Source organism: Allobosea sp. GW821-FHT03A12 (assembly GCF_058986765.1).
This window is the reverse complement of the sequence record NZ_JBYSVZ010000006.1, coordinates 40,114-63,095: the sequence shown is the minus strand read 5'-3', so window position 1 is coordinate 63,095 and position 22,982 is coordinate 40,114. Positions and strand designations below refer to the sequence as shown.

Below are 22,982 nucleotides of genomic sequence, written 5' to 3'. Positions count from 1 at the left end.
TCCCTAGTAGATGCGCGAAACGCGGTCGTGCTCGATGCGCCAGCAGGCTTCCCAGCCCTCATTGGCCGCGACGACCGTGACCTTGCGGCTCGTCGGCGAGAGCACTTCGCTGATGATCTCGCAGACGCCGAAGCCGTCGAGCCCCTCGCGATGGGCCTCGACGATCGAATCGCCTTCGAGCAGCACCATCGGGTCCTGGCCGTCGAGCAGCGGACGCAGGCGCGCGAGAGACTTGCCCTGCGGGTCGAGGCCCGGGATCGTGCGCACGAACTGGAAGCGGCGGCCGAGATTGGCGCGCCCGCCGAGGCTCGGCGCCGCCTCGTCATGCTCGGCATGGACGCGCGCACCCGAGCCGATGTCGTAGCCGAGATAGTGGATGCGCTCGGCCGCGAATTCGGTGCGCAGGCCGGTGGCGCCGAGATCGCGCATCTGCACCGCCATGGCGGCGATGCCGAGCGGGTTCTTGTGCTGCACCGTGCTCCCGGCCATGTCGCCCTCGATGCCGAGGATGGCAGCCCCCGCGATCACCGCCTTTTTCATCGCCGCCGGCGAGAACGGCCGCTGGAACGGAAAGGCGGCGCGGCTGGCGTCGGCTTCGGCCGCGATCGCCTCGAAGATCGGCGGCCAGAGCGCGGCGCGCCCGGTCGGAACCATGATCACGGTGGGGCGCTTGACCGGATTGGGCCCCGCGGCGCGGGCGAGGCGTGGCAGCAGGCCGCCAAGCACAGCACCGATCTCGGCAAGGTGCTGCGAGCCCTCGCCTGCGCCTTTCTCCAGGGCACCACGCGAGAGCTTCAGCACCAGCCGGCGCGTCCCGGCCTTGTCGGGCCCGTCGACGGCGAGCTGCAGGCCCGGCCGCCGCGTCGTGTCCGCCAATGCCGGCTCGTTCTGAGCGACATAGAGGCCAGTCGGATCGGCATCCGGCTTCAGCTCGGCAAGGACGAGGTCGAAGGTCTCGTCGGCGGCTTCCGCATCCCAGCGATAGCGCGTGCCGGAACCTTGCGCCTTTTCACTGAGGCGGGTGGCGAGACCGGCCTTGGCCTGTTTCACCGCGTTGCGCAGCCAGCTGCGCGCCGCCAGCGCGGCCGCGTCCTCGCGCTGAATGGCGCGGGCGAGCGAGGCTTCGGCGAAGGCCGGCTGCCAATGCGCGTCCTGCCCGTCCATCGCCCGGTCGACCAGCGTCGCCGCGATGCCGGTCAGTGCCTCGTCGATCAGGTCGCCGCCCACGGGCAGGCCGAAGGTGGCGAGCGTCTGATGGTTCAGCCGGTCGCCGTCGCGCCGCAGCGAGGCGAGCGCGACGTCGCTGGTGCCGCCGCCGATGTCGAGCGTGACCAGCAGGGCCTCGCTCTGGTCCGGCACGGCGGCGCGCACCTCCGGCAGGCTGGCGACATAGCGCGCCGCGGCGACCGCTTCGGGCACGGTGACGGCTGCATCCGGGAAGCTGGTTGCGCCGGGGAAGAGGCGTTCAAGACGCTGGGCGAAGAGTTCGAGCGCAGCGCGATAGCGCGAGGCGATCTCGTCGCCGATGCCGCTCGGGCAGGAGACCAGGATGCGCGGCACCACCGGTGGCGGGGCATGGTCCTCGACGCGCAGTCGGTCCTCGCCGAGCCGCAACACATAGAGATCGACGAGTTCGTCGAGCACGTCGGCGACCAGCGGAGCGATCTCGACGGTGTTGGTGGCGACGACGCGGTCGGTAGCGGCGTCGTAGCGATGCACCTGCTCGTTCAGCGTCAGCGACACCGCGCCGGAGGTCAGTGCGTGCTTGAGCGAGTCGATCCGCCGGCCGCTCTCGGGCAGGCCGGATTGCGGCGGCGGGGCCGGCGCCGAGACGTCGTAGCGTCGCGCGAACGCCTTGAGCCGGCGCGCGACGCTGGCACGGTCGGAGCCGATCAGAGAGAGGTCCGGCAGGCTGTGCGGGGCGTGGTCGGCGCGCAGGTTGTTGCCGGAATCGAGCCCGACATGGCTCGGGATCAGCGGCGCGGCGCCGGCATCCTGCAGGGCGGCTTCGCCATGGCGCGGGTCGACATGGGCGGAAAGCCAGGTGCCGAGCGCCAGCGGCTTGATCTCGGTCGCCCGGCCGGCGGCGCGCGGGGCGCCGGACCAGATCGAGGTGGCGGAGGCGCCGAGGTCGATGCAGATCGGCAGGCGGTGGACGCGGCGGCTATAGCGCAGAGGCAGGCTCGCCTGTGCGAAGGCTTTGCCAGCCTCATCGCCGGCCTTGATCGCCAGCGAGACGGTGATCTCTCCGCGCAGCACATTGGCGCCGCTGGTGCGCACGGCGCGCGACAAGGTTGTCGTCAGGTTCTGCATCGGCACGACGGCGCGGCCGCGCCGGCCGAAATCACCCTCGCGCACGATTTCGAGCGGGAAGGGTGTCGGCGGCTCGGCGATCTCGCTCTCGCCCATCCTGCTGCTGACTTCGACGGTCAGCGGCGCGGTCCGGGTCAGCGGCCAGCGGCGCAGGTCGATCACCAGCCCGTCGCAGCGCACGATCGAGGTCTCGTCGTCCGGGTCGACCTCGGCATTGAGCCCGCCGGTGATCTCGAACTGCGCGCTGCCGCCGAGCGGGCAGCTGAAATGCTGCCCGGCGATGGTCAGCGCGACCTCGCCGCGGTTCTGGCTGAGGATCGGCACCGAGCGGGATTCGAGCGCGCTCGACCAGGGCTTGGCCGGACCGTCCGGATCATGGCCGGCGCCGTCCTGGCCGACCCAGCCTCCGAGCTTGGCGGTGAGCCTGACCTGCAGCGGCGCCCTTGGATTGGCCTGGCTGGTCTCGTCGACGAAGTCGAGCACGGCATCGCGCGTCAGCGTCACGTCGAGGCGCACCTCCTGGCCGGCCAGCGCCGGCGCGTCGGCGAGCCAGATCAGGTGCCGGCTGGTCGATGTGCCGGCGTCCGGGAAGCGCCTGAGCGAGACCGAATGATCCATCGGCGCGGCGACGCCGAGCGAAAGATGCTGCGCCTTGATGCCGAAGCAGCTCGCCTCGATGGTCAGCCCGCGCCGGCCTTCGAGCACGATGTCCCTGGGGATGTCGATCGCGATCTGGCCGATCGCCAGTTGCTTGCCGGCCTGCAGCGAGTCCAGGTCGATCTCGACCGGCTCGATCCGCCATTCAGGTTGGGACGCGCCGGCGAGCGCGGCGATCTTGAGCAGGCGCCGCGGCGAGGCACGGGTGCCGCCGGCGGTCTCGACGATGGTGGAGAAGGCGATTTCGAGGCTGGCGTCGCTGTCGACATCGGCCTGGGCGCGATGGTTCGCCACCGCGCGCATCACCGCCTCGCGCTTCAGTCCCAGTACCAGCCGCTCGCCGGCCCGGACCGCGGCCTTGTCGAGCAGGGCATTGCCCTGCAGCCAGCCGATATCGATGCCGCTCGCAAGGCTCGGCGCATGCGAGACCAGCGAGACCGTCACCGCCTTGACCATGTCCTCCGGCGCCTCGAAGGCGAGGAGGTCGATCAGCTCGCCGCTACGGTCGAGCGCGATGGTCGCCGCGAAGCTGCCGAGCCGGGTTTCGAGATTGTAGCAGGGCAGAGTGGTCATGCGTCCTGCCTCGAAGCGGCAGACCCGGAGTTGCCGCCGAGTGTGCTCCCCCAGGGATGATCGAGCCCGGTCAGCGCGGCGGCGGCGGCGAGATAGCGCGGCAGCATGTCGCCGCTGCCCGCCCTCAGTCGGCGATAGGCGGCGCCGAAGCCGGTATCCTGCGGGTCGGCGAGCGCTTTCCCGGCAAAGGGCACGGTGGCGAAGGCGGCATCGGCCTCGTGCCGTACCAGCTGCGCCAGCAAAAGGCGTCCATAGCCGTCGAGCGTCTCGCGCAAGGCCCTGTTGCGCGCCGTGCCTTCGCCGGCGGGGCCGAGCAGCCCGTCGATCGCGCCCGCGAGTTCGGCCAGGGCCGGGGCGAGGCTTTCAATCCGCGACAGCGAGCCGGCGAAATTGCGGCTGGCCGCGGCGAGCCGCTGCGCACCGCGCACGGGATCGCCGGATCGATGCGCCCGGGCCGCGAGGCCGGGGCAGCCGGCCACCTCTTCCCAGCTGCGGATGAGCTCGGCGGCCGCCGCCGCCTGCTCGACCTCGCGTCGCAGGGAGGCGAAATGACCGTGCAGCAGGACGATTTCGCCAGGGGTCAACTCGCCGAGCCGCCGGCCGAGCTCGTCCGTGATCGCTGCCGGCTGGCTCGCCTGCAAGGCGGCCGCGGCGAGCGCGCTGCGCATGCGGGCGATCGCCTCGAGGCCTGGTGTCGGCTGCCGCTGCGGCTGCCGGCGCAATTCCAGCAGCAGGGCATCGAGCGGGGAGAGCCGGCGCTGCCCGCGTTGCGTCGCGGCCGCAGCCATCGCCTGCTCGACCTCGATGGCGAGCCCGGTCTCGATCCAGCTCTGATGGACGCTGGCGGCGACATCGTGCAGCAGCCGCATGGCGCGCCGATCCTGCCCGGCCAGCGCCATCGCCTCGCGGGCGAGCGCCTGCGGCAGGTTGGGATCCTCGTACCAGGCGAGCAATTGCTCCAGCCCGGCTTCGTCCTGTGTCGATCCTGGCAAGGGCAGGATGAGGCGCGCGGCACAGGCACGCGCTGCGAACTGCGGCTGCGTCAGTGCACGCTGGAGCATGGCGACCTGCTCGGTAAGCGTGCGCTCGCCGAGTTCGTCGATCCGGTCCGGCTCGATCCCGGTCGTCGTGATCAGCGCCTCCAGCAGGCTGACCGGTGTCGCGGGGGCCTTGCTGCGCGCATCGAGCTGGGCGAGAGCGCCGCTCGGCGTCCGGGCGAGGCGCAGCGCGATCTCGCCGAGGATGGTGCCGAGGCGTGCCGGTCTGGCGGCGTTCGTCGCGCGCCACAGCCCTTCGGCCAGTCGTCCTGCCGCGAGGGCGAGGTCGTCGTGCAAGGGCGCAGCGCCTCCCGCGGCCGCGACGACGAGCGCGTTGCCGCCGCTTTGGCCGAGCGTCAGACCGGTCGCGGCCGAGGCCCTGTAGCGCGTCCCGTGCGAGAGCGCCGCGAAGGCGCCCTCCTGCCAGCGCAGCGTCATCGGGCCGCCGCTAGTCGCTTCGCCCTCGCCGGCCCAGGCGAGCTGGCGTCGCGGTTCGGCGAAGACGATGATGTCGTCGGCCTCGACCCAGTCGGGGAGCGAGAGCACGCCGCCTTCCGCCTCGGCGCGGGGCCGGAGCAGGCGAAAGCCACGGCGCAGCGCCGCGACGCGGCCGAGGCCGGTGGCGTCGACGTCGCGCTGATCGGCCGGCGAGGCTGCCAGCGTGTCGAGCTCGGCCTCGATGGCGAGCCGCAGGTCCTGGTCGATCTGCGCCAGGCTCTGCCGCGCCTCCCGCATCGCCGCAGGCAAATGCGCCACCAACAGCCCTTCTGCCGCCGCGCCAGCGTCGTCACCAGTGAAGGTGAGTGTCAGGCCGCCGGCTTCGCTGCGGCGCGCCGTCAGCGCGCTCGTCGCGGCGCGCTCGTCGTCCGGGTGCAGGAAAGGGCCGGCCAGGAGCCGCCAGCCCTCGGTGTCGGAGCCGCTGGCGCGGTTGAGCCCGGAGGCCAGGATTGCGGTCTCGGCGGGGGCAGGGGCATCGGTCGGCCCGCTGCGCTGGGCCAGCCGGCCGTGGTCGTCGAGGTAGGTCTGCACCACGGACAGGCCGGCGGCGCCCCGATCGGCCTCGGCCAGCGACAGCTTGTCGTCGAGCTGCACCGGGATGGTGGCCAGCCCGCCATCGGCGGCAATCGTCACGGCATGAAGAGCGTGGCTTCCCGGCGGCAGCGTCCCGAACAGCGCCGCGGTTCCGGCGTCGGCGGCAGCGATCAGGCTGATCCGGCCGCCGCTCTCTTCGGCTGCGAGGAAGCGGGCGGGAGCACTATCGCGCCAGAGCGCGGCGACATGACGTGAGCCGTCCCAGATGATGGCGACCGGCGCCGCGGAAAGAGTCACGGAAACAGGCTCCGGGAGAGGCGAATTGGGCGGGGCGACGTAAGCGGACCTTGCGCGATGGCCCGCCGTCTTGCAAGACATGTGCTCGGCTCGACCTTGTCGGTGCGGGCCTGATCTTGCGGCGGGCTGGCTGCACTTGCGGAAACCTGCCGCGCCGGGCTGTCGGCGCAGGCCGGTCCGGAGCCGAGACGGAGCGGGTTGCGATGACGGCAGAATCGGTTTGCTTCGCCGCCCTGCCGGCAGCCTTGCCGCCGGCGCTCGCCCAGGCGACGGCCGGGGAAGATGTCGCGCTGCGTCGCCTGGCTCTGTCCGAAGCGTCCGGCGAGGAGGCGTGCGAGGTCGAGGCAAGCTTCCTGGCACCGCGCCTGCTGCCGCGCCTGTTCCGCGATCGGGCTCAGGCGACTTCGCAGGCGCAGGCGGCCCTGCTGGATGCTGCGCGGCTGGTCATCCTCCTGCCGGTCGGGCGCTATGACGACGGCGTCTGGGCCCCGATCATCGAGCGCATCCTGTCGGGGCTGGAAGCGGCGGCGACGCGCCCGCGCGAGGTCATCCTGGCCTGGAGCGGGGTCGAGCCTTTCCTGGCGCCGTTCGGCCGCCGGGCACAGGAGGTCTGGAACGATCCGCGCCTGGTGCCAGCCATGCTCGGCGTGCTCGAACGCTCCGCCCGCTCGCTTCCGGCCGTGCTCGGCGCGGCTGCCAATGTCCGCTGCGGCCTGATTCGGTTCGAAACGGCGCAGGATGCGGGACCGGCGCGGGCGGCGCTGGCGCTGGCCTGATGGCATAAGCCGACCGATTACTTCCAGACCAGGGCGTTGGCGAGGTCGCGCCGGCCGCATTCCAGCGACATGGCGTTGACGGCGGCACGGTACCCTTGCAGCGAGTAGATCACATGCGCCGGCCGGCCATCGGTCGCCGTGCCCTGGATCTCGAGCGTGGTGCCTCGGTTGTAGCCGGCGACCGCGTCCATATCGAGGATCGGCTGGCCGTTCGAGCCCTGCTTCGTCGGGCGGATGAAATTGCCCGCGGCGGTCGGCGCCGCGTTGAGCCGGCGCACCATGCCGCCGCCTTCGCGGATCACGGCCTCGAAGGGCGTATTGGGCTTGTAGTAGCGCTTGTCTTCGATCAGGTGCTGGAGGTCGCCGTTTCCGACGCCGGCGCTGCTCGCCTGCAGCAGGATGAAGGGCGCCTGCTCGCGCCAGTAGCGCGGCCCGGCTTCCTGCGCCGCGGTATAGGCATAGCAGGTGCGCTGTCCCGTGCGTGGATCCTCCGAGACGCTGGCATACCAGTCCTGGAAGCGGCGCAGCAGCCGGCCCGGCGCCTCCGGCATCAGCATGTCCTTGGTGTCGACGGCGCGCGCCCGCAGCTGGAAATCCTGCGCGACCGGGCCGGCGCTGGCGACGCGGATCGTGTATTCGCCGGGGCCGAGCTTATAGCGCCGCAGGTTCGGCCGGCTCGGATTGACGATGTGGATCGTCTTCATCTGGGCGTTGTTGCGGCCAAGCACGTCGACGGGCACGGCCGGGTGCGGGCCGCGGACGCTGGCGGTCGGAATGTCGACCTCGACATAGGATTCCTGCGCGACCAGGAAGGGGTATTGCTGCAGGGCCCGGCCGCCCTCGATCCGCGCATTGATCCGCATCGGCGTCTGGTCGAGCCGGGGCGTATGGGCTTCGGGCCCCAGCGCCGCCCATTGCTGCATGGTCGGCAGCTCGTCGAGCGTGACCAGCCCGTCTTCCGAGACCGGCGTCGTGTTCCGGCGGTTGACGCTGACCGAGATGCGATAGCCGAGCGGGCGCGGATCGACCGTGACCATGCCGTCCCAGCGCTTGTCCTCGGCGCTGGCGGGGTCGTGCGCGATGACCAGCTGGACGTGGCGCTCGGCCCGGATCTTGGTTTCCTTCTCCTCGGCGTTCTGCTTGCTCAGCGCGCGCCGCAGCTTGTCGGAGAAGAATTCCTGCCAGCCGGGGCTGACGGGCAGCCCGCTCAGCATCCTGACCGAGAGGGTCATCGGGTTGCCGGTATCGACCGAGGCCGCCCAGACGCCGGCGGCGACCTTGTTGAAGAGCTCGTCGGTCGAGCTGTATTCCTCGCCGATGAAATCCTGGGAGACGGGGAACGGGTCGAGGCTCGGCGAGCAGCTCTCATAGCCGTTCCAGCCATGCGCCGACAGGTTGAAGCGCGTCGCCGCGCCGACCTTGTAGCCGGAGGCCCGGACTTCGAGCTGGATCTTGCTGAGCTGTTCCTTGTTGTCGCCGGCCAGCGGATTGTCGAGGACGCCGGTGTCGACGATGCCCTTGATCGGGTCGATGTCGAGCCAGGGCGCCATGGTGATGCCGGGGATGTTCGAGAATGCAGCCCGGATCTGCTGCATGATGTTGTTGCCCTGGTCGGTCGTGAAGGCTTCGCGCGTCACCGGGCGGGAGGCGATGCCGATCGTGACCGGCAGCTTGAGCTGCGGGCATTGCTGCTGGATGCGCTGCCAGAGCAGCTGCGCGGCCGAGCCGAACGGGTTGTACGGATCGAAGCCCGCCATCATCTGCGTCTGCGCCGTAGCCCCCATCGGCGGCGCCGCCACGAGGCAGGCAACCGTCAGGCAAAGGGCTCGTTTCGTCAGCGCGCGCGCAGTCATCTCGGTTCGATACTCATGAGGTCCCCCCTCGCAAGCGAGGGAGGACCGGTTAGTTCCGTCGCGGCTCAGATGCCGGACGCTTCGTTCGTCGCCAGATTGACCTCGACGGTATCGGAGCCGGCGGCCTTGCCCTCGCGGGTCACGGTGCGCTCGACAACGCGGATCTTCTGGCCCTGGTTGTTGTTGTAGGTCCGGACGGTGCGGGCGCGGACGGTGACGTCCTGACCGCTCGAATTGCGGAAGCGCTGGGTGTTCGAGCCGCCCGAGCGCGCAGCGATGTAGGCGGCCTCGCGGGCGCGCTCCTTCTCGATCGCGTCGGCGATGACCAGGCCGGCAACGCCGCCGATCAGGGCACCGATCAGGGCGCCACGGCCGCCGCCGACTGCGCCGCCGATCAGGGCGCCGGCGCCGGCGCCGAGCGCGCCACCGGCCGCGACGCGTTCCTGCGACTGGGTGCAGCCGCCAAGCGCGAGCGCGCCCGCGACGAGGATGGTTCCGGCCTTCAAGGTCTTGGCATGCATAACGTCACCCCAGTAAGAAGTTGCTTCCAAAATAGATGGTGCCAGCAATCTGGTAGCCCTTGCACCCGGCAGAGCCGGTTTCGCAGAACCAGGCGGGACCCACAGGGCACCACACCTGGCATCTGTTCCATATTGGCCTTTTTTGGGCAAGAGCCGCAGCGCTTTGTCACGTTTCTGCCAAGTTTTAAATTGTTCGCGTCCTTGCGATCATTCGACGAGCCAAGAACGACAGGGCTTGGCGGGGCTTCGCGCCGTGGCTGTTCGGCCGGAACGCGTGCCGCCGGCGCGACATCTTTAAAAACGCGAGGTTCATCTTTAACGCTTTTCCGGCACCTGTGGTTAATTCGCCGCGGTCGGCTGTGGCCGCTGTTCGGCCTGCCGCACGGTGACGCGCATCGGCATGCCGTGCCCCGGACGCAGCGTGATGCGCTGGACCGGCATCGGCGCCTCCGTGCCGGCATAGTCGAAGCGCAACCGCCGCAGCAGCGCGGCCAGCACGATCACGGCCTCGACCATAGCGAATTGCTGGCCGATGCAGACGCGCGGACCGGCGCCGAAGGGCAGGTAGGCATAGCGCGAGACGGCTTCGCGGGCGCCGGGCAGGAAGCGCTCGGGCCGGAACTGCTCCGGCGCCTGCCAGAGCGTCTCGTGCCGATGCAGCAGATAGGGCGAGATCACCACCAGTGCACCTTTGGGGATGACGCATGTGCCGGCCATGTCGTCCGCCAGCGCCGTGCGCGACAGGGACGGCACCGGCGGATAGAGCCGCATCGCCTCCTCGATCACGGCGCGGGTGAGCGAGAGGCGCTCGCCCGACAGGGCGGCAGCGGCGAGGTCCTCGCCGGCGGCGTCGATCTCGGCCTCCAATGCCTCGCGCACGTCGGGTGCGAGCGATGTGAGATAGAGCGACCAGGTCAGGGCATTGGCAGTGGTCTCATGGCCGGCGCCGATGAAGGTGACGATGTTGGCGCCGACCTCGGCCTCGCTCAGGCCCGTGCCCGTCTCCGGGTCGCGCGCGGCGAGCAGGGCGTCGAGCAGGTCGGGCTTCTCCGGCTTCCAGGCGCCGCCGGCATGCAGGGCCTGCCGGTCGGCGATGATCGTCTTGACCTGCGTCTCGAAGAACGAGATCGCCGGCCGTGCCATCCAGCGGCCGATCCGCGGCAGCCAGGCCGGTGCGCCGAGCACGTCGAGCGGGTCGATCCGCCCTTGCGTCTCGAAATAGCGCGTCAACGCCTTGCCGAAGGCGTCGGCGCCGCCGGCGATCGCGTTCGAGAACATCGTCTCGGCCAGGATGTCGTAGGTCACGCGGGTCATGTCGGCCGATATGTCGACGATGCGGCCGCTGCGCCGGCGTGCCATGCGCGTCACCGTCTGCTCGGCCGGTGCCGTCATGCGCTCGGCCAGCGCCGCGACCGAGCGCGGGGTGAACAGGGGGGCCAGGGTCCGCCGGGCCCGTTTCCAGGCCTCGCCCTCCGCCGTCAGCAGACCTTCGCCGAGCCCGGGCGCGAGGACGGTGCGCTGCAGGTCGTCCTTGCGGTAGTTCGCTGCGTTCTCGACCAGCACATGCCGGATCGCGTCGGGGTCGGAGATGACGACGCCATAGCCGAACAGGCCTTCGCCGGCGACGATCGGTTCGCGGAAATGGCGCGTCCGCCAGATCGTCAGCGGGTTGCGGCGCAGGCGCAGCAGCAGTTCGAGCCGGCCGAACTCGCGCTCTTCCGGCACGGGGGCGGGCGGGCGGCGCCGGCGGGCCTGCGCGGCAGGCATGGCTGCATCCGCTACGCTCATGAGGTCCTCCTTAATGGAGCCAGCTCGGGCCGACCCGATCGGAACTGGCTCTGAGGCCGACAATCTCCTGCCGGTTTTAGGCATTCCAAAGGCGCAAGCCGCATGCCAACCCGCTCTGCAATTGTTGCATTGCAGAGAATAATCCGCGCGATCTTGTGCAGTGCACAATAAGTGTTATTTTAGGCTTCCAAGGAGCCACCGAGATGCCCGAGTACAAGAATCCCCCGCCGCGCATCCTGCGCCCGCGCAAAGAGCTGCCGACCCTCGAAGAGGCGGTGACGGCGGCGCAGTGCATGAGCGATTCGCCGGAGCAGCAGGCCGAGCTCGCCGCTCAGCTGATGGGCGTGCCCGTCGCCGAGGTCGTGCCGCTGATCCGCAAGGCCGCGCATCGTACCACGGTGATGACGCCGAACCGCTCCGTCGTCGTGGTTCGCCGGCCGACCCGCACCTTCTCGCCACGCCTCGCCGAGGCGATGCGCCGCTGAACGGCAGCGCCCGTTTCCGGACTTTGCGAACGCCGGAGGCCTGGAAGGGCCTCCGGCGTTTTGCTTTGCGCATCGTTGATATCCGCAGCGTCTCAGTTCGGCGAGCCGATCTTGTCGAGGATCGGGCAGTCCGGCCGCTTGTCGCCGTGGCAATGGCTGGCGAGATGGCGCAGTGTCGCCGCCATCGCCTGCAGCGCCGCGGCCTTCTCCTCCAGCTCGGCGACATGCTTCAGCGCCAGCGTCTTCACGTCGGCGCTCGCCCGCGACCGGTCGCGCCAGAGCGCCAGCAGTGCCCCGGTCTCCTCGACCGAGAAGCCGAGGCTGCGGGCCCGGCGCACGAAGCGCAGGGTGTGGATGTTCGGCTCGGCATAGACCCGGTAGCCCGATTGCGAGCGCGCCGGCGGCTCGATCAGCCCGATCTGCTCGTAATAGCGGATCATCTTGGCGCTGACGCCGGAGGCTTCGGCTGCTTGCCCGATATTCATCCCATCCTCCCGAAGGCTGACGCCGAGGCCGTCTCCGGCTCTGCGGCGGTGATGACCTGCCGCGCCGAAAAGCGGCGCAGCCTCAATGCGTTCGCCAGCACGCTGACGCTGGAGAAGGCCATGGCGAAACTGGCGAAGACCGGCGACATCAGCACGCCCCAGAGCGGGTAGAGCACGCCGGCCGCGACCGGGATCAGCAGCACATTGTAGCCGAAGGCCCAGCCGAGATTCTGGCGGATATTGGTCATCGTCGCCTTGGACAGGCCGATCGCCTCGGGCACATGACGCAGATCGCCGGAGATCAGCACGATGTCGGCGCTCTCGATCGCGATGTCGGTGCCGGCGCCCATGGCGATGCCGATATCAGCCTGGGCCAGGGCCGGCGCATCGTTGATGCCGTCGCCGACGAAGGCGACCTTGTTGCCGCCGCCTTGCAGCCGCTTGACGATCGCAGCCTTGTCGGTCGGCAGCACCTCGGCCTCGACCGCGTCGATGCCGAGCCGGGCCGCGATCGCCTCGGCGGTGGCGCGATTGTCGCCGGTGACCATGACGATGCGCAGGCCGAGGCCCTTCAGCGCCGCGATTGCCGCCGGTGTGCCCGGCTTGATCTGGTCGGCCACGGCGACGAGGCCGGCGAGCCTGCCGTCGATGGCGACATAGAGCGGGCTCTCGCCGTCGCGCGCGAAGGCAGTCGCCCTGTCGGTCAGGCTGCCGAGAGCGATGGTCCGTTGTGCCATCAACTTCTGCGAGCCGACCAGGACGTCGCGGCCTTCGACCTTGGCGGAGATGCCGAGGCCGGGCTCGGCCGTGAAGCCGCTGGCCGGAGCGAGTCCAAGGCCGCGCCGCTTAGCCTCGGCGACGATCGCCTCGGCGGAGGGGTGCTCCGAGGCGCTCTCTGCCGAGGCGGCAAGGCGCAGGGCCTCGTCCTCGGCAAAGCCCTCTGCGGCGATGAAGTGCGTCACCTCGGGCCGGCCCTTGGTCAGCGTTCCCGTCTTGTCGAAGGCGATGGTCGCAACCTCGCTCAGCCCCTGCAGCGCCGCGCCCTGGCGGAACAGGATGCCGAGCTCGGCGGCGCGGCCGGTGCCGACCATGATCGAGGTCGGGGTCGCCAGGCCCATGGCGCAGGGGCAGGCGACGATCAGCACGGCGACGGCATTGACCAGCGCATAGGTCAAGGCGGGCGAGGGGCCGAAGGCGAGCCAGGCCGCGAAGGTCAGCAAAGCGACGGCGATCACCACCGGAACGAACCAGTTGGTGACGCGGTCGACCAGCGCCTGGATCGGCAGCTTGGCGCCTTGCGCCTGCTCGACCATGCGCAGGATCTGGGCGAGCAAGGTATCGGCGCCGACCTTCTCCGCCCGGAAGCGCAGCGCGCCGTTGCGGTTGATCGTGCCGCCGATCACGGCGGAGCCGACACTCTTATGGGCGGGGGCCGGCTCGCCCGTCACCATGGCTTCGTCGACATAGGACGCGCCCTCGACGACCTCGCCGTCGACCGGGACCTTCTCGCCCGGCCGGACCAGCACGAGATCGCCGACGCGGACATGCTCGATCGCGATCTCGTTCTCGACGCCGTCGCGCAGCACCCGGGCCGAGCGCGCCTGCAGCTGGACCAGCCGCTTGATGGCCTCGCTGGTCCGGCCCTTGGCACGGGCCTCGAACCAGCGCCCGAGCAGGATCAGGGTGACGATCACCGCCCCGGTCTCGAAATAGGTGTAGTCGGTACCGGCCGGCAGCCAGTCCGGCGCGAAGGTCGCGACCACCGAATAGGCATAGGCGGCACCGGCGCCGAGCATGACCAGCGCGTTCATGTCGGGCGCGCCCCGCAGCAGAGCCGGCCAGCCCTTGAGGAAGAAGCGCAAGCCCGGCCCGAACAGCACGATGGTGGTGAGGCCGAAGGCGATGAGCTTCAGCACGAAGGCATCGATGCGGGCATAGAGCCAGTGATGGAAGGCTTCGCTCAGATGCGGCCCCATCTCGAGCACCAGCAGCGGCAGGGTCGCCAGCGCCGCGACCACGACCGCGCGGCCGAGCGCGGCCTGCTCCGCCTCACGGCGGGCGGCGGCATCGCTCTCGTCGCTGCGTCCCGCGTCGAGCGGCCTGGCCTCATAGCCGGCGGCCGCGACGGCCGCGACGAGCGCCGGCGTGACGCCGCCATCGGCGGCTCGGACGGTCGCCCGCTCGGTCGCGAGGTTGACCTCGGCAGCCAGCACGCCCGGCACGGCGCGCAAGGCCTTCTCGACCTTTCCGACGCAGGAGGCACAGGTCATCCCGGAGATCGCCAGCGCGATCGTCGTCGCGCCCGGTTCATAGCCGGCGCCGCGGATCGCATCGGCCACCGCGCCGGTATCGGCCCCGGCGAGCGTCACGCGCGCCTTGCCGGTGGCCAGGTTGACCTCGGCGCCGTTCACGCCGGGGACCGCGGCGATCGCCTTTTCCACCCGCCCGACGCAGGAGGCGCAGGTCATCCCGTCGACCGGGATATCGATCACGCTGAGCCCGCTTGCGGGCGCTTCATGCTTCGCATGCATCGTCATGACGCATCACCTTCCTTCTCTCGTTGGAAGATGGCTACACCTTCCCATCATAGGAAGGTCAAGCGGTCGTTTTTCAGGTTGTGCCGATGCGGCGGTCGGTTTCGCCGGGACGAGCACATGGCCCGACGCCGCCGTCATTCCGGGCTCGCCCAAAGGGCCGCCTCGGAATGACGCGGCAATGCGATGGAGGCCGGCTCAGCCGAGCTTCAGCTCGCGAAGGATCGTGCCGAGCGCTGGCTCGTCCACGAGATCGGCGGCATCGGCCTGGGTGAACCATTGGCTGCGGCGCTGGTCCTGCTCGGGCCAGCTCGCGAGCTGGTCCTTCACCGCGAGCGGATAGAGCCTGACCTTGCACAGCACGAAATCGCGCGTGCGCCGCTTCCAATAGGTGTAGCGGCCAATGGGCTTCTTGCCGACCTCGCCGACGAGCCCGGCTTCTTCCATGGCCTCACGCGCCGCGGCCTCATGACCCTTCAGCCCGCGGATCGGCCAGCCTTTCGGCACGATCCAGCGCTGCGTCTCGCGCGTCGTCACCAGCATGATCTCGACGGCGCCGTCCGGCCGGTGCCGGTACGGTATCGCGCCGATCTGGATTTTCGGCTCGCCCGCCTTCTTCCCGGCGGCGGCCTTCGCTGCCCTTGCCAATCTTTCCATTCCCTGCCCAAGCGGCAGCATATGGTGATTCGGGCGGTGCTGTGCCAGTGGATTCTGTAGCCGGCAACTCTTTTTCGAAATGCCGGCTCCAGGCACGAGCCCGTCAGGACTGGCCCTGCAGGCAGCCTGGTGTTCAGCCGCCAACAGAGCGTGATGAAGCGGGCAACCCGCCTTCAGAGCTTCTTGCCGTCCTTGTCGAACTGCTTGAGGAAGGCGGTGAGATCGGCGATTTCCTTGTCGTTCTTGATGCCGGCGAAGACCATCTTGGTGCCGGGGATCTTCGCCTTGGGATCCCGAATGTATTCGGCGAAGACCGCCTCGTCCCAGGTGATGTTGGCGCCCTTGTTGGCAGTCGAATAGCTGTAGCCCTCGACCGCGCCGGTATGGCGCCCGAACAGCCCGTTGAGCTGCGGCCCGACCAGGTTCTTGGCGCCCTCGCCGATCTGGTGGCAGGCCCGGCACTTGTTCCAGGAGCGCTCGCCGGCGGAAATGTCCTGCGCCGAGGCAGGGGAGGCGGCAATCGCCGCGAGGGCAAGCAAGGTGGCGCTGGCGGTCAGTCTCATGGGCAGCCTCATCGGGTCGTTTCTCCTCAGCTTAGACTCCTTCTGAGATAACGCAGCCTGTTCTGTTGGATAGGGGGGCAGTTCGTCGCGGTGGGATCACAAAGCCCCGATCCACTCGGCGACATTGGCGGTGAAGGCGTCGGGGCGTGAGATCGGAAAATAGTGCCCGCCGGTATCGAGCAGGGTCTTCCGGGCTCCGGGCATGGCGGCCGCGAGCTCTTCCTGCAGGAAGGCCGGGACGATCATGTCGTCGCGCGCGCCGAGGATCAGTGTCGGCGCTGCGATCTCTCCGGCCCAGCCCGACGCGTCGAAGGCGCGTAGCGCACCGATGCGTTCGCGCACGATCTGCTTTGCTTCCGGCGTGTCCGGCGCCGTCGCGATCGCTGTCTCGTAGACGCCCCAATGCGCTTCGAGCCAGGTCGGCGGGTAGGTCATCAGCGCCGCGCTCGCCGCATAGGCGCGCGGATGCTGGTCGAGGATGGCGAGGCGGGTCTCGAACAGAGCGGCCATGTAGCGGTTCTGCCTGAGCCAGCTGCCGCTGAGGATCAGCCCGTCGAGCCGCTCCGGCGCCTGGCGCGCCAGCGACAGGCCGATGCAGCCGCCGGTCGAGTGCCCGAGCACGGTGGCGCGTTCGACACCGGCGGCATCGAGCACGGCAAGGCAATCCTTGGCCAGCTGGTCGACCGTGCAGGGCGCGCCGCCGCGATCGCTCGTGCCGATGCCGCGCTGGTCGAAGCGCAGCACCTGGAAGGAGCGGGCGAGCGTCGCGGCATTGTCGTCCCAGAAGGCGACGCTGCCGGCGAGCCCGCTGACCAGCAGCACGGGGCGGCCCTGGCCCTGCGACAACGCGCGCAGCACGGCGCCATCGGGCAGCTTCACCTTGAACTCGCCGCTGACCGCGCCGCCGTTGGCCACGCTCGCCGGTGCCGCTTCGGAATGGTCGTGTTGATGCCGTCGCGCTTGTGTCATGGCTGTCTGTCCTCTTGCGCGGGAAGGCTGGCGGGCTGTTCGGAAGGGAAAGCGGGATCATTCGGCTCGCCTGCAGGCGGCGCCTTGATCTGGATCACATGGATGGCCTGCCGCTGCGGCCCGGATGCGGAGCCGAACGGGATGGTCCTGCTGGCGGCGTGCCCTGCCATGCCGACCTCCCCTTGCATTTCCCTCGCGGCTGATCGTGCCGGGGGAGGCGGCATTGTCCAGCCGCCTTTGTTCATGGCGGCATTGGCTTAGACGCAGGACGGCCTATCGGGGAAGAGCGTTGTTATGCGCTACGTGCATGGCGATGCCGGCTACAGGCAGTTGACCCAGAGCACGCGGGTGACGCCGTCATGCTGGTTGGCGAAGCGATGCGGCCGCGAGGACAGGAAGCGGAAGCTGTCGCCCTCGCTCATCACCCAGCTCTCGTTCTCGACATTGAGCAGCATGGTGCCGCTGAGCACGAGGCCGGCCTCCTCGCCATTATGGATGTAATGCTCGTCGCCGGTGCTGGCGCCCGGTTCCATCTCGACCAGGTAGAGATTGAGCTTGGAGCCTTCCGCCTGCGGGGTCAGCAATTGCTTGCGGATGCCGGAGCGCCAGAGCTGCAATTCGCCGCGATCGGCCTGGCGGACAATGGTGGCGGTCGGGTCGGCCTGGCGCGCATCCGCCGGGAACAGGTCCGAGATTGCGACGCCGAGCGCGTCGGCGACGGCGGCGAGGACGCGCAGCGTCGGCGAGGACAGGCCGCGCTCGATCTGGCTGAGGAAGCCGATCGAGAGGCCTGTGCGGCCCGCCAGCTCCTCCAGCGAGAGTCGGCGCGCGCGCCGGAGGAGGCGCAGCCGCGCCCCGATCTCGCGGTCGACATGCAGATGCGGCAGGTCGGCGGCAGGCAGGCTCATCGCGATTCCTTTTTCGTCTTTTTCATGTGCATGAAAATCGCTTGCCGGCAAGGCCGCTCTATGCTCGTATCTTCATGCTCATGAAAATTCGAGCCGACGCCCGATCGGGTGTACGGACAAATGAGGGGACATTGCCATGGAACGCCGGACCTTCCTGACTCTGCTGGCCGGAGGCGCTGTCGCCGCGTCCGTTTCGCCGGCGGCCGCCCAGTCCGTCCTCAAGGTCGGCTCGACCCCGACCGGCATTCCCTTCACCTTCCTCGACACCAAGACCAGCACCATCGAGGGCGTGATGGTCGACCTGATCAGGGAGGTCGGCAAGGAGGCCGGTTTCAAGGTCGAGGTCGAGGGCATGCAGTTCTCCACCCTGATCGCCGGCCTGACCAGCAACAAGATCGATCTGATCGCCGCCGCCATGTACATCACTCCGGCGCGCAAGGAGGCGATCGACTTCTCCGACCCGATCTACACCTATGGCGAAGGCCTGATGGTGCCGAAGTCGGACAGCAAGGACTACAAGTCCGTCGACGAGCTCAAGGGCTATGTCGTCGGCGCCCAGGTCGGCACCGCCTATGTCGAGCCGCTGCAGAAGGGCGGCATCGTCTCCGAGGTGAAGATCTACAAGACCATCCCCGACATCCTCGCCGATGTGAACGCCGGCCGTATCCAGGCCGGCTTCGCCGACGGGCCGATCGTCGCCTACAATTTGCAGCAGGGCCTGTTCCCGCAGGTGCGGCTGGTGAAGTCCTATCAGCCGATGTTCACCGGCTCGGTCGGGATCGGCGTGCGCAAGAGCGATGGCGAATTGCTGAAGAAGGTCAACGCGGCGCTCGCCAAGCTCAAGGCCGATGGCAGCCTCGCCAAGATCCTCGCCAAATGGGGCCTCGAGTGAGGTCGCGCCCGGCGCACTGAAGCACGCTCCATCGTCATCGTGAGGCGGCGCCCGGCGCGCCGCCCGTTTCAGACAGTCCGAGGCTCATGCAGACCATCCTGCGCGATGCCGGCACCTTCCTGCCGATCCTGCTCCAGGGCCTGAAGTTCACCGTTCTGGTGACGCTCGGCTCGCTGGCGATCTCCACCATGCTGGGGCTGGTCTGGGCGCTGATGCGCGTCTCCGGCATCGCCTGGCTTGCCTTCGTCGCCAAGGTGATCGTCAACACGCTGCGCGGCATCCCGATCCTGGTGCAGCTCTTCTACATCTACTTCGTCTTCCCCGAATTCGGCGTGGCGCTGACGGCACTGCAAGCCTCGATCATCGGGCTCGGCATCGCCTATTCCGCCTATCACTCCGAGAATTTCCGGGCGGGCATCGAGGCGATCGACCATGGCCAGATCGAGGCGGCGCAGTCGATCGGCATGGGCTGGTTCCTGATGATGCGCCGGGTGATCCTGCCCCAGGCGATCAAGGTGATCCTGCCGCCCTACGGCAACATCATGATCATGATGCTGAAGGATTCCTCGCAGGCCTCGACCATCACCGTCGCCGAGCTGACGCTGCAGGGCCAGATCCTGGCCTCCTCGACCTTCAAGAACATGACGGTCTACACGCTGGTGGCGCTGCTCTACCTCTCGATGAGCCTGCCGCTGATCGCTTTCGTCGGCTGGCTCGAACGCCGCTTCGGCAAGGGAGCCAGGCGATGATCGAACTTTCCGGCGTCACCAAGAGCTTCGGCTCCCATCAGGTGCTGAAGGGCATCACCGGCAGCGTCCAGCGCGGCGAGGTCGTCTGCCTGATCGGCCCCTCCGGCTCCGGCAAGTCGACCATCCTGCGCTGCATCAACGGGCTCGAATCCTATGATGGCGGCGCGATCACGGTCGACGGGGCGAGGGTCGATCGTGCCGACCGCTCGATCCAGGCCATCCGCACCGCCATGGCGATGGTGTTCCAGCGCTTCAACCTGTTCCCGCATCGGACCGCGCTCGAGAACGTCGTCGAAGGGCCGATCCATGTGAAGAAGGAGCCGGCTGCCGAAGCGCTGGCGCGCGGTCGCGATCTGCTTGCCCGCGTCGGCCTTGCCGACAAGTTCGAGGCGTATCCGGCAGAGCTCTCCGGTGGCCAGATGCAGCGCGTCGCCATCGCCCGTGCGCTCGCCATGCAGCCCAAGGCGATCCTGTTCGACGAGCCGACCTCGGCGCTCGATCCGGAACTGGTCGGCGAGGTGCTCGGCGTGATGAAGAGCCTCGCCGAGGAGGGCATGACCATGCTGGTCGTCACCCATGAGATGGGCTTTGCCCGCGAGGTCGCCGACCGCGTCCTCTTCCTCGACGGCGGCGTCATCGTCGAGGAAGGCGCCGCCCGCGAGGTGCTGAGCGCGCCGCGTAATCCGCGCACGCAGGACTTCCTGCGCCGCGTGCTCAAGCCGATCTGAGGGACATCACCATGGTCGAGCCTTTCCCGCTGCAGCCCTCGCTCTGGCATGCGACCGCCCCGGCCGCGCCGCAGACGCCGCCGCTTGCCGGCGATGCCAAAGCCGACGTCTGCATCGTCGGCGCCGGCTATGCCGGCCTCTCGACGGCGCTGCATCTTGCCGAGGCAGGCGTCTCCGTCATCGTGCTGGAGGCACGCGAGCCGGGCTGGGGCGCATCGGGGCGCAATGGTGGGCAGGTCATTCCCGGCATCAAATACGATCCCAGCGAGATCGTCTCCAAATATGGGCCCGAGGCCGGCGAGGCCCTGGTCTCCTTCGTCGGCTCGACCGCCAATCTCGTCTTCGGACTGATCGAGAAGCACGGCATGGACGTGCCACATCGCCGCGCCGGCTGGATTCAGGGCGCACATACGCCGGCCATGGTCGAGACGGTGAAGCGCCGGGCCGAGCAGTGGAGCATGCGCGGCGTCGGCGCCCGCTTTCTCGATGCCGATGCGGCCAGCCGCATGCTCGGTACGGACCGCTATCTCGGTGGCTGGCTCGATCCGCGCGGCGGCGGCGTCCAGCCGCTCGCCTATGCCCGCGGCCTCGCCCGTGCCGCGCAGAAGGCGGGCGTCGCGATCTGCGGCCAGAGCCCGGTCACCGGCCTTCGTCGCGACGGTGGCAATTGGATCGTGCGCACCGCGCAGGGAGCAACTGTCACCGCGCCGCGCGTGGTGATCGCGACCAATGGCTATACCGGCGACCTGATCCCGAAGCTGCGCCAGACGGTGATCCGGCCGAACTCTTTCATCGTCGCCACCGAGCCGCTCTCGGACAATCTCGCCGGCACGATCCTGCCGGAGGGACAGGTCACCTCCGATACCCGCCAGTTGTTGCTCTATTTCCGCAAGGACCACACCAACCGCCTGCTGATGGGCGGGCGCGGGCCCTTCCGCGAGCCGCAGGGGGCCGCCGACTGGGCCCATCTCGAACGCGTCGTCGGCAAGATGTACCCGCAGGCCAAGGATCTGCGCAGCGATTATCGCTGGTGCGGCCGCGTCGCGCTGACCCGCGATTTCCTGCCGCATCTGCACGAACCGGAGCCCGGCCTGCTCGTCGACATCGGCTGCATGGGCCGCGGCGTCGGCCTGCAGACGGCGATGGGCAAGGCGATGGCGCAGTATCTCTCGACCGGCGACAGAGCGAGCCTGCCTTTCCCGGTGACCTCGATCAAGCCGCTGCCGCTGCACGCGCTGAATGAGCTCTATGTCTCGGCGATCATCGCCTGGTACCGGCTCACGGATGGCGGCATGAAGGACCGCGCCGCTTGAGCGTTCCTCCTCCGGATATCTCTTCTCAGCCCTCATCCTGAGGAGGCCTGCAGGGCCGTCTCGAAGGATGGTCCAGATGTCTCGGAAGCCTCCTGGAGCATCCCTCGATACGCAGCCTTCGGCTGCTCCTCAGGATGAGGGCTGTCAGGGGCCGGTCGTGATTGCCGCTTGACCAATCAGAGTGCCTGACGCAGGGCGAGGGCATGAGCATCGTCCTTGCCTGCGATCTCGGCGGCACCTCCTTCCGCGCCGCCCTCGTCGATGACAGCGGCGCCATCCGCGCCCAGCATGCCAGCGCGGGGCCGGTGAGCCGCGACGATCGCTCGGGGGCTTCCGAGATCGAGCCGGAGGCCTGGTGGCGCGTGCTGGTCGAGGCCTGTGCCGGACTGGTGGCCGAGGCGCCGGCCTTGTTCGATGCGGTCGAGGCCGTCGCGATCTGCGGCGTCACCCGCACGCAAGTTTTCCTCGATCGCGCTGGCCGGCCCCTTCGCACGGCGATGACCTGGAAGGATACGCGCGCCGACGCGCTTGCGGCGCGTCTGCGCGAGAGGCTCGACGCAGCCCATCCGGAGAGCGCCGCGGTCAACGCCTTCCATCCGCTTGCCCGCCTGGCCTGGCTGCGCGAGCAGGAGCCGGACGCATTTGACAAGCTCAACTGCCTGCTCGAGCCGAAGGATTATCTCAACTTTCGCCTGACTGGTCGGCAGGCGAGCGATCCTGTCTCGATGGCGCGATTGCTGGCGGCGGCGTCCCCGCACGATGGGCGTGATCTGCTGACCGCAATCGGCATTCCCGCTGCGATCCTGCCGAAGATGCTGGAGCCCTGGGATCAGGTCGGCCCGGTGCAGGTCGGTCTGCCGGCGCCGCTCGACCGCCTTTCCGGCAAGCCGGTCTTCTGTGCCTCGAACGACACCTGGGCGGCGGTGGTCGGCCTCGGCGCCATGCGCGAAGGCTTCGCCTACAACATCTCCGGCACCACCGAGGTGCTCGGCATTGTCGGCCGCGAGCCAGCGCGGGCGGAGGGGCTGCTCACGGTCGACTGGCGCGGCCTGTTCCAGCTAGGCGGCCCCAGCCAGACCGGCGCCGACACCGTCTCCTGGCTGCTGGCGCTGCTCGGCCGCGATGGTGCGGCGGTGGGGCAGGAGATCGACGCGCTGCTCGCCGGCCCGCGCCATACGCAGCCGCTGCTCTTCCTGCCCTATCTCCAGGGCGAGCGCGTGCCGTATTGGGACCCGTCCTTGCGCGGCGCGCTCGCGGGGCTGAACCGCCGGCATGGGCCGACCGACCTTGCCTATGCCGTGCTCGAGGGCGTCGCCTGCCTCAACCGTGTCGTGCTGGAGCGTGCCGAAGCTGCGCTCGGCCGGGAAGCGACCGAGATCCGCTTCGGCGGCGGCGCCGCAGCCAATCCGTTCTGGAGCCAGATCAAGGCCGATCTCTGCGGCCGGCCGGTCGTGGTCGCAGCCTCCCGCGAGCCCGGTCTGCTTGGCGCTGCGATCATCGCTTTCGCGGGGCTCGGCCGCTTCACCTCGCTTGCCGACGCGCAGCAGGCGCTCGTCACGGTCGCCCGCCGCTTCGAGCCCGATCCGGCTCGCAAGCCGGCCTATGACGCGCTCTATGCCCTGTTCCGCCGGGCCGAAGCAGCCCTGGCTCCGATCTCGCGCGATCTCGTCGCTGCCGCGCAGGATGGCGGTTCGTTCGCCGGTCTCGCGCGCCATGCGTCTGCGGCCGCGAGCCTGCACGCCGATTGACGTTGCGGCTGGGGAGCAGGCGTCTTACCCAGATGGAACCAATCTCCAGAGAGAGGTCCATGCCGCGTTCCTGCCGCGTCGCCGCGTTTCGTCCCTCCGCCGTC

The 22,982-nt window shown here is 69.3% G+C and carries 18 protein-coding genes; 7 read left to right on the top strand and 11 right to left on the bottom strand.

Translation table 11 applies throughout. The features are described from left to right. Nucleotides 1-3: 3 nt before the first annotated feature. On the bottom strand, nt 4-3,543 hold the full coding sequence (locus tag AC3WLC_RS22585; RefSeq protein WP_493686163.1) for a hypothetical protein: 3,540 nt from the start codon (nt 3,541-3,543) through the stop codon (nt 4-6). After that, nucleotides 3,540-5,909: a hypothetical protein gene (locus AC3WLC_RS22580; RefSeq protein ID WP_493686162.1), complete on the bottom strand. Its 2,370-nt coding sequence runs from the start codon at nt 5,907-5,909 to the stop codon at nt 3,540-3,542. Before AC3WLC_RS22580 ends, AC3WLC_RS22585 begins: the two co-directional genes overlap by 4 nt. Nucleotides 5,910-6,112: 203 nt before the next feature. Here AC3WLC_RS22580 and AC3WLC_RS22575 point away from each other — a divergent pair, with 203 nt between their 5' ends. Continuing rightward, entirely contained in the window at nt 6,113-6,685 is a 573-nt protein-coding gene (locus tag AC3WLC_RS22575; RefSeq protein ID WP_493686161.1) for a hypothetical protein, read from the top strand. A gap of 17 nt (nt 6,686-6,702) precedes the next feature. Here AC3WLC_RS22575 and AC3WLC_RS22570 read toward each other — a convergent pair whose 3' ends face one another. From AC3WLC_RS22570 to AC3WLC_RS22560, 3 genes are all read right to left on the bottom strand, one after another. Then, nucleotides 6,703-8,538, bottom strand: a complete 1,836-nt coding sequence (locus AC3WLC_RS22570; RefSeq protein WP_493686160.1) for a hypothetical protein — start codon at nt 8,536-8,538, stop codon at nt 6,703-6,705. Between the two features lie 65 nt (nt 8,539-8,603). Further along, nucleotides 8,604-9,059 (bottom strand): YMGG-like glycine zipper-containing protein, encoded by a 456-nt coding sequence (locus tag AC3WLC_RS22565; RefSeq protein ID WP_346356849.1) that lies wholly within the window; start codon nt 9,057-9,059, stop codon nt 8,604-8,606. Nucleotides 9,060-9,398: 339 nt separating this feature from the next. Beyond that, nucleotides 9,399-10,847, bottom strand: coding sequence for a cytochrome P450 (locus AC3WLC_RS22560; RefSeq protein ID WP_493686159.1), 1,449 nt, complete (start codon nt 10,845-10,847; stop codon nt 9,399-9,401). Nucleotides 10,848-11,050: 203 nt separating this feature from the next. Between AC3WLC_RS22560 and AC3WLC_RS22555 the strand changes: the two genes are divergently transcribed. Continuing rightward, the gene (locus tag AC3WLC_RS22555; protein ID WP_291679339.1) at nt 11,051-11,332 is read left to right on the top strand and encodes a hypothetical protein; all 282 of its coding nucleotides are present in this window, start codon (nt 11,051-11,053) and stop codon (nt 11,330-11,332) included. A gap of 92 nt (nt 11,333-11,424) precedes the next feature. Here AC3WLC_RS22555 and cueR read toward each other — a convergent pair whose 3' ends face one another. The 6 genes from cueR to AC3WLC_RS22525 form a co-directional block, all read right to left on the bottom strand. Further along, on the bottom strand, nt 11,425-11,817 hold the full coding sequence (gene cueR, locus AC3WLC_RS22550; RefSeq protein ID WP_152015900.1) for a Cu(I)-responsive transcriptional regulator: 393 nt from the start codon (nt 11,815-11,817) through the stop codon (nt 11,425-11,427). Further along, the gene (locus AC3WLC_RS22545) at nt 11,814-14,354 is read right to left on the bottom strand and encodes a heavy metal translocating P-type ATPase (RefSeq protein WP_493686158.1); all 2,541 of its coding nucleotides are present in this window, start codon (nt 14,352-14,354) and stop codon (nt 11,814-11,816) included. The genes cueR and AC3WLC_RS22545 overlap by 4 nt, the downstream gene beginning before the upstream one ends. A gap of 195 nt (nt 14,355-14,549) precedes the next feature. Next, complete coding sequence (locus AC3WLC_RS22540) at nt 14,550-15,008, bottom strand: NUDIX hydrolase (protein ID WP_493686157.1); 459 nt, start codon at nt 15,006-15,008, stop codon at nt 14,550-14,552. Nucleotides 15,009-15,181: 173 nt separating this feature from the next. Then, on the bottom strand, nt 15,182-15,571 hold the full coding sequence (locus AC3WLC_RS22535; protein WP_493686156.1) for a c-type cytochrome: 390 nt from the start codon (nt 15,569-15,571) through the stop codon (nt 15,182-15,184). A gap of 96 nt (nt 15,572-15,667) precedes the next feature. Beyond that, a complete protein-coding gene (locus AC3WLC_RS22530) occupies nt 15,668-16,540 on the bottom strand; it encodes an alpha/beta fold hydrolase (RefSeq protein WP_493686155.1) in 873 nt (290 codons plus the stop codon). Nucleotides 16,541-16,860: 320 nt separating this feature from the next. Further along, on the bottom strand, nt 16,861-17,448 hold the full coding sequence (locus AC3WLC_RS22525) for a helix-turn-helix domain-containing protein (RefSeq protein WP_493686154.1): 588 nt from the start codon (nt 17,446-17,448) through the stop codon (nt 16,861-16,863). Nucleotides 17,449-17,584: 136 nt separating this feature from the next. Here AC3WLC_RS22525 and AC3WLC_RS22520 point away from each other — a divergent pair, with 136 nt between their 5' ends. The 5 genes from AC3WLC_RS22520 (at nt 17,585) to AC3WLC_RS22500 (ending at nt 22,878) form a co-directional block, all read left to right on the top strand. Next, the gene (locus tag AC3WLC_RS22520) at nt 17,585-18,340 is read left to right on the top strand and encodes an ABC transporter substrate-binding protein (protein ID WP_493686153.1); all 756 of its coding nucleotides are present in this window, start codon (nt 17,585-17,587) and stop codon (nt 18,338-18,340) included. 86 nt (nt 18,341-18,426) lie between these two features. Continuing rightward, on the top strand, nt 18,427-19,089 hold the full coding sequence (locus tag AC3WLC_RS22515) for an amino acid ABC transporter permease (protein WP_493686152.1): 663 nt from the start codon (nt 18,427-18,429) through the stop codon (nt 19,087-19,089). Beyond that, nucleotides 19,086-19,817, top strand: a complete 732-nt coding sequence (locus AC3WLC_RS22510; RefSeq protein WP_493686151.1) for an amino acid ABC transporter ATP-binding protein — start codon at nt 19,086-19,088, stop codon at nt 19,815-19,817. The genes AC3WLC_RS22515 and AC3WLC_RS22510 overlap by 4 nt, the downstream gene beginning before the upstream one ends. Before the next feature lie 11 nt (nt 19,818-19,828). Then, nucleotides 19,829-21,130, top strand: a complete 1,302-nt coding sequence (locus tag AC3WLC_RS22505; RefSeq protein WP_493686150.1) for an NAD(P)/FAD-dependent oxidoreductase — start codon at nt 19,829-19,831, stop codon at nt 21,128-21,130. A 203-nt stretch (nt 21,131-21,333) separates the two neighbouring features. Further along, entirely contained in the window at nt 21,334-22,878 is a 1,545-nt protein-coding gene (locus tag AC3WLC_RS22500) for a xylulokinase (RefSeq protein WP_493686149.1), read from the top strand. Nucleotides 22,879-22,982 lie beyond the last annotated feature (104 nt).

Excerpts from the sequence above, each read along its gene's own strand:
- AC3WLC_RS22555 (WP_291679339.1), top strand. The coding sequence starts at position 11,051 with ATGCCCGAGTACAAGAATCCCCCGCCGCGCATCCTGCGCCCGCGCAAA.
- AC3WLC_RS22515 (WP_493686152.1), top strand. The coding sequence starts at position 18,427 with ATGCAGACCATCCTGCGCGATGCCGGCACCTTCCTGCCGATCCTGCTC.
- cueR (WP_152015900.1), bottom strand. The coding sequence starts at position 11,817 with ATGAATATCGGGCAAGCAGCCGAAGCCTCCGGCGTCAGCGCCAAGATG.
- AC3WLC_RS22560 (WP_493686159.1), bottom strand. The coding sequence starts at position 10,847 with ATGAGCGTAGCGGATGCAGCCATGCCTGCCGCGCAGGCCCGCCGGCGC.
- AC3WLC_RS22510 (WP_493686151.1), top strand. The coding sequence starts at position 19,086 with ATGATCGAACTTTCCGGCGTCACCAAGAGCTTCGGCTCCCATCAGGTG.
- AC3WLC_RS22565 (WP_346356849.1), bottom strand. The coding sequence starts at position 9,059 with ATGCATGCCAAGACCTTGAAGGCCGGAACCATCCTCGTCGCGGGCGCG.
- AC3WLC_RS22520 (WP_493686153.1), top strand. The coding sequence starts at position 17,585 with ATGGAACGCCGGACCTTCCTGACTCTGCTGGCCGGAGGCGCTGTCGCC.
- AC3WLC_RS22500 (WP_493686149.1), top strand. The coding sequence starts at position 21,334 with ATGAGCATCGTCCTTGCCTGCGATCTCGGCGGCACCTCCTTCCGCGCC.
- AC3WLC_RS22525 (WP_493686154.1), bottom strand. The coding sequence starts at position 17,448 with ATGAGCCTGCCTGCCGCCGACCTGCCGCATCTGCATGTCGACCGCGAG.
- AC3WLC_RS22570 (WP_493686160.1), bottom strand. The coding sequence starts at position 8,538 with ATGACTGCGCGCGCGCTGACGAAACGAGCCCTTTGCCTGACGGTTGCC.
- AC3WLC_RS22530 (WP_493686155.1), bottom strand. The coding sequence starts at position 16,540 with ATGACACAAGCGCGACGGCATCAACACGACCATTCCGAAGCGGCACCG.
- AC3WLC_RS22540 (WP_493686157.1), bottom strand. The coding sequence starts at position 15,008 with ATGGAAAGATTGGCAAGGGCAGCGAAGGCCGCCGCCGGGAAGAAGGCG.
- AC3WLC_RS22575 (WP_493686161.1), top strand. The coding sequence starts at position 6,113 with ATGACGGCAGAATCGGTTTGCTTCGCCGCCCTGCCGGCAGCCTTGCCG.
- AC3WLC_RS22545 (WP_493686158.1), bottom strand. The coding sequence starts at position 14,354 with ATGACGATGCATGCGAAGCATGAAGCGCCCGCAAGCGGGCTCAGCGTG.
- AC3WLC_RS22585 (WP_493686163.1), bottom strand. The coding sequence starts at position 3,543 with ATGACCACTCTGCCCTGCTACAATCTCGAAACCCGGCTCGGCAGCTTC.
- AC3WLC_RS22505 (WP_493686150.1), top strand. The coding sequence starts at position 19,829 with ATGGTCGAGCCTTTCCCGCTGCAGCCCTCGCTCTGGCATGCGACCGCC.
- AC3WLC_RS22535 (WP_493686156.1), bottom strand. The coding sequence starts at position 15,571 with ATGAGACTGACCGCCAGCGCCACCTTGCTTGCCCTCGCGGCGATTGCC.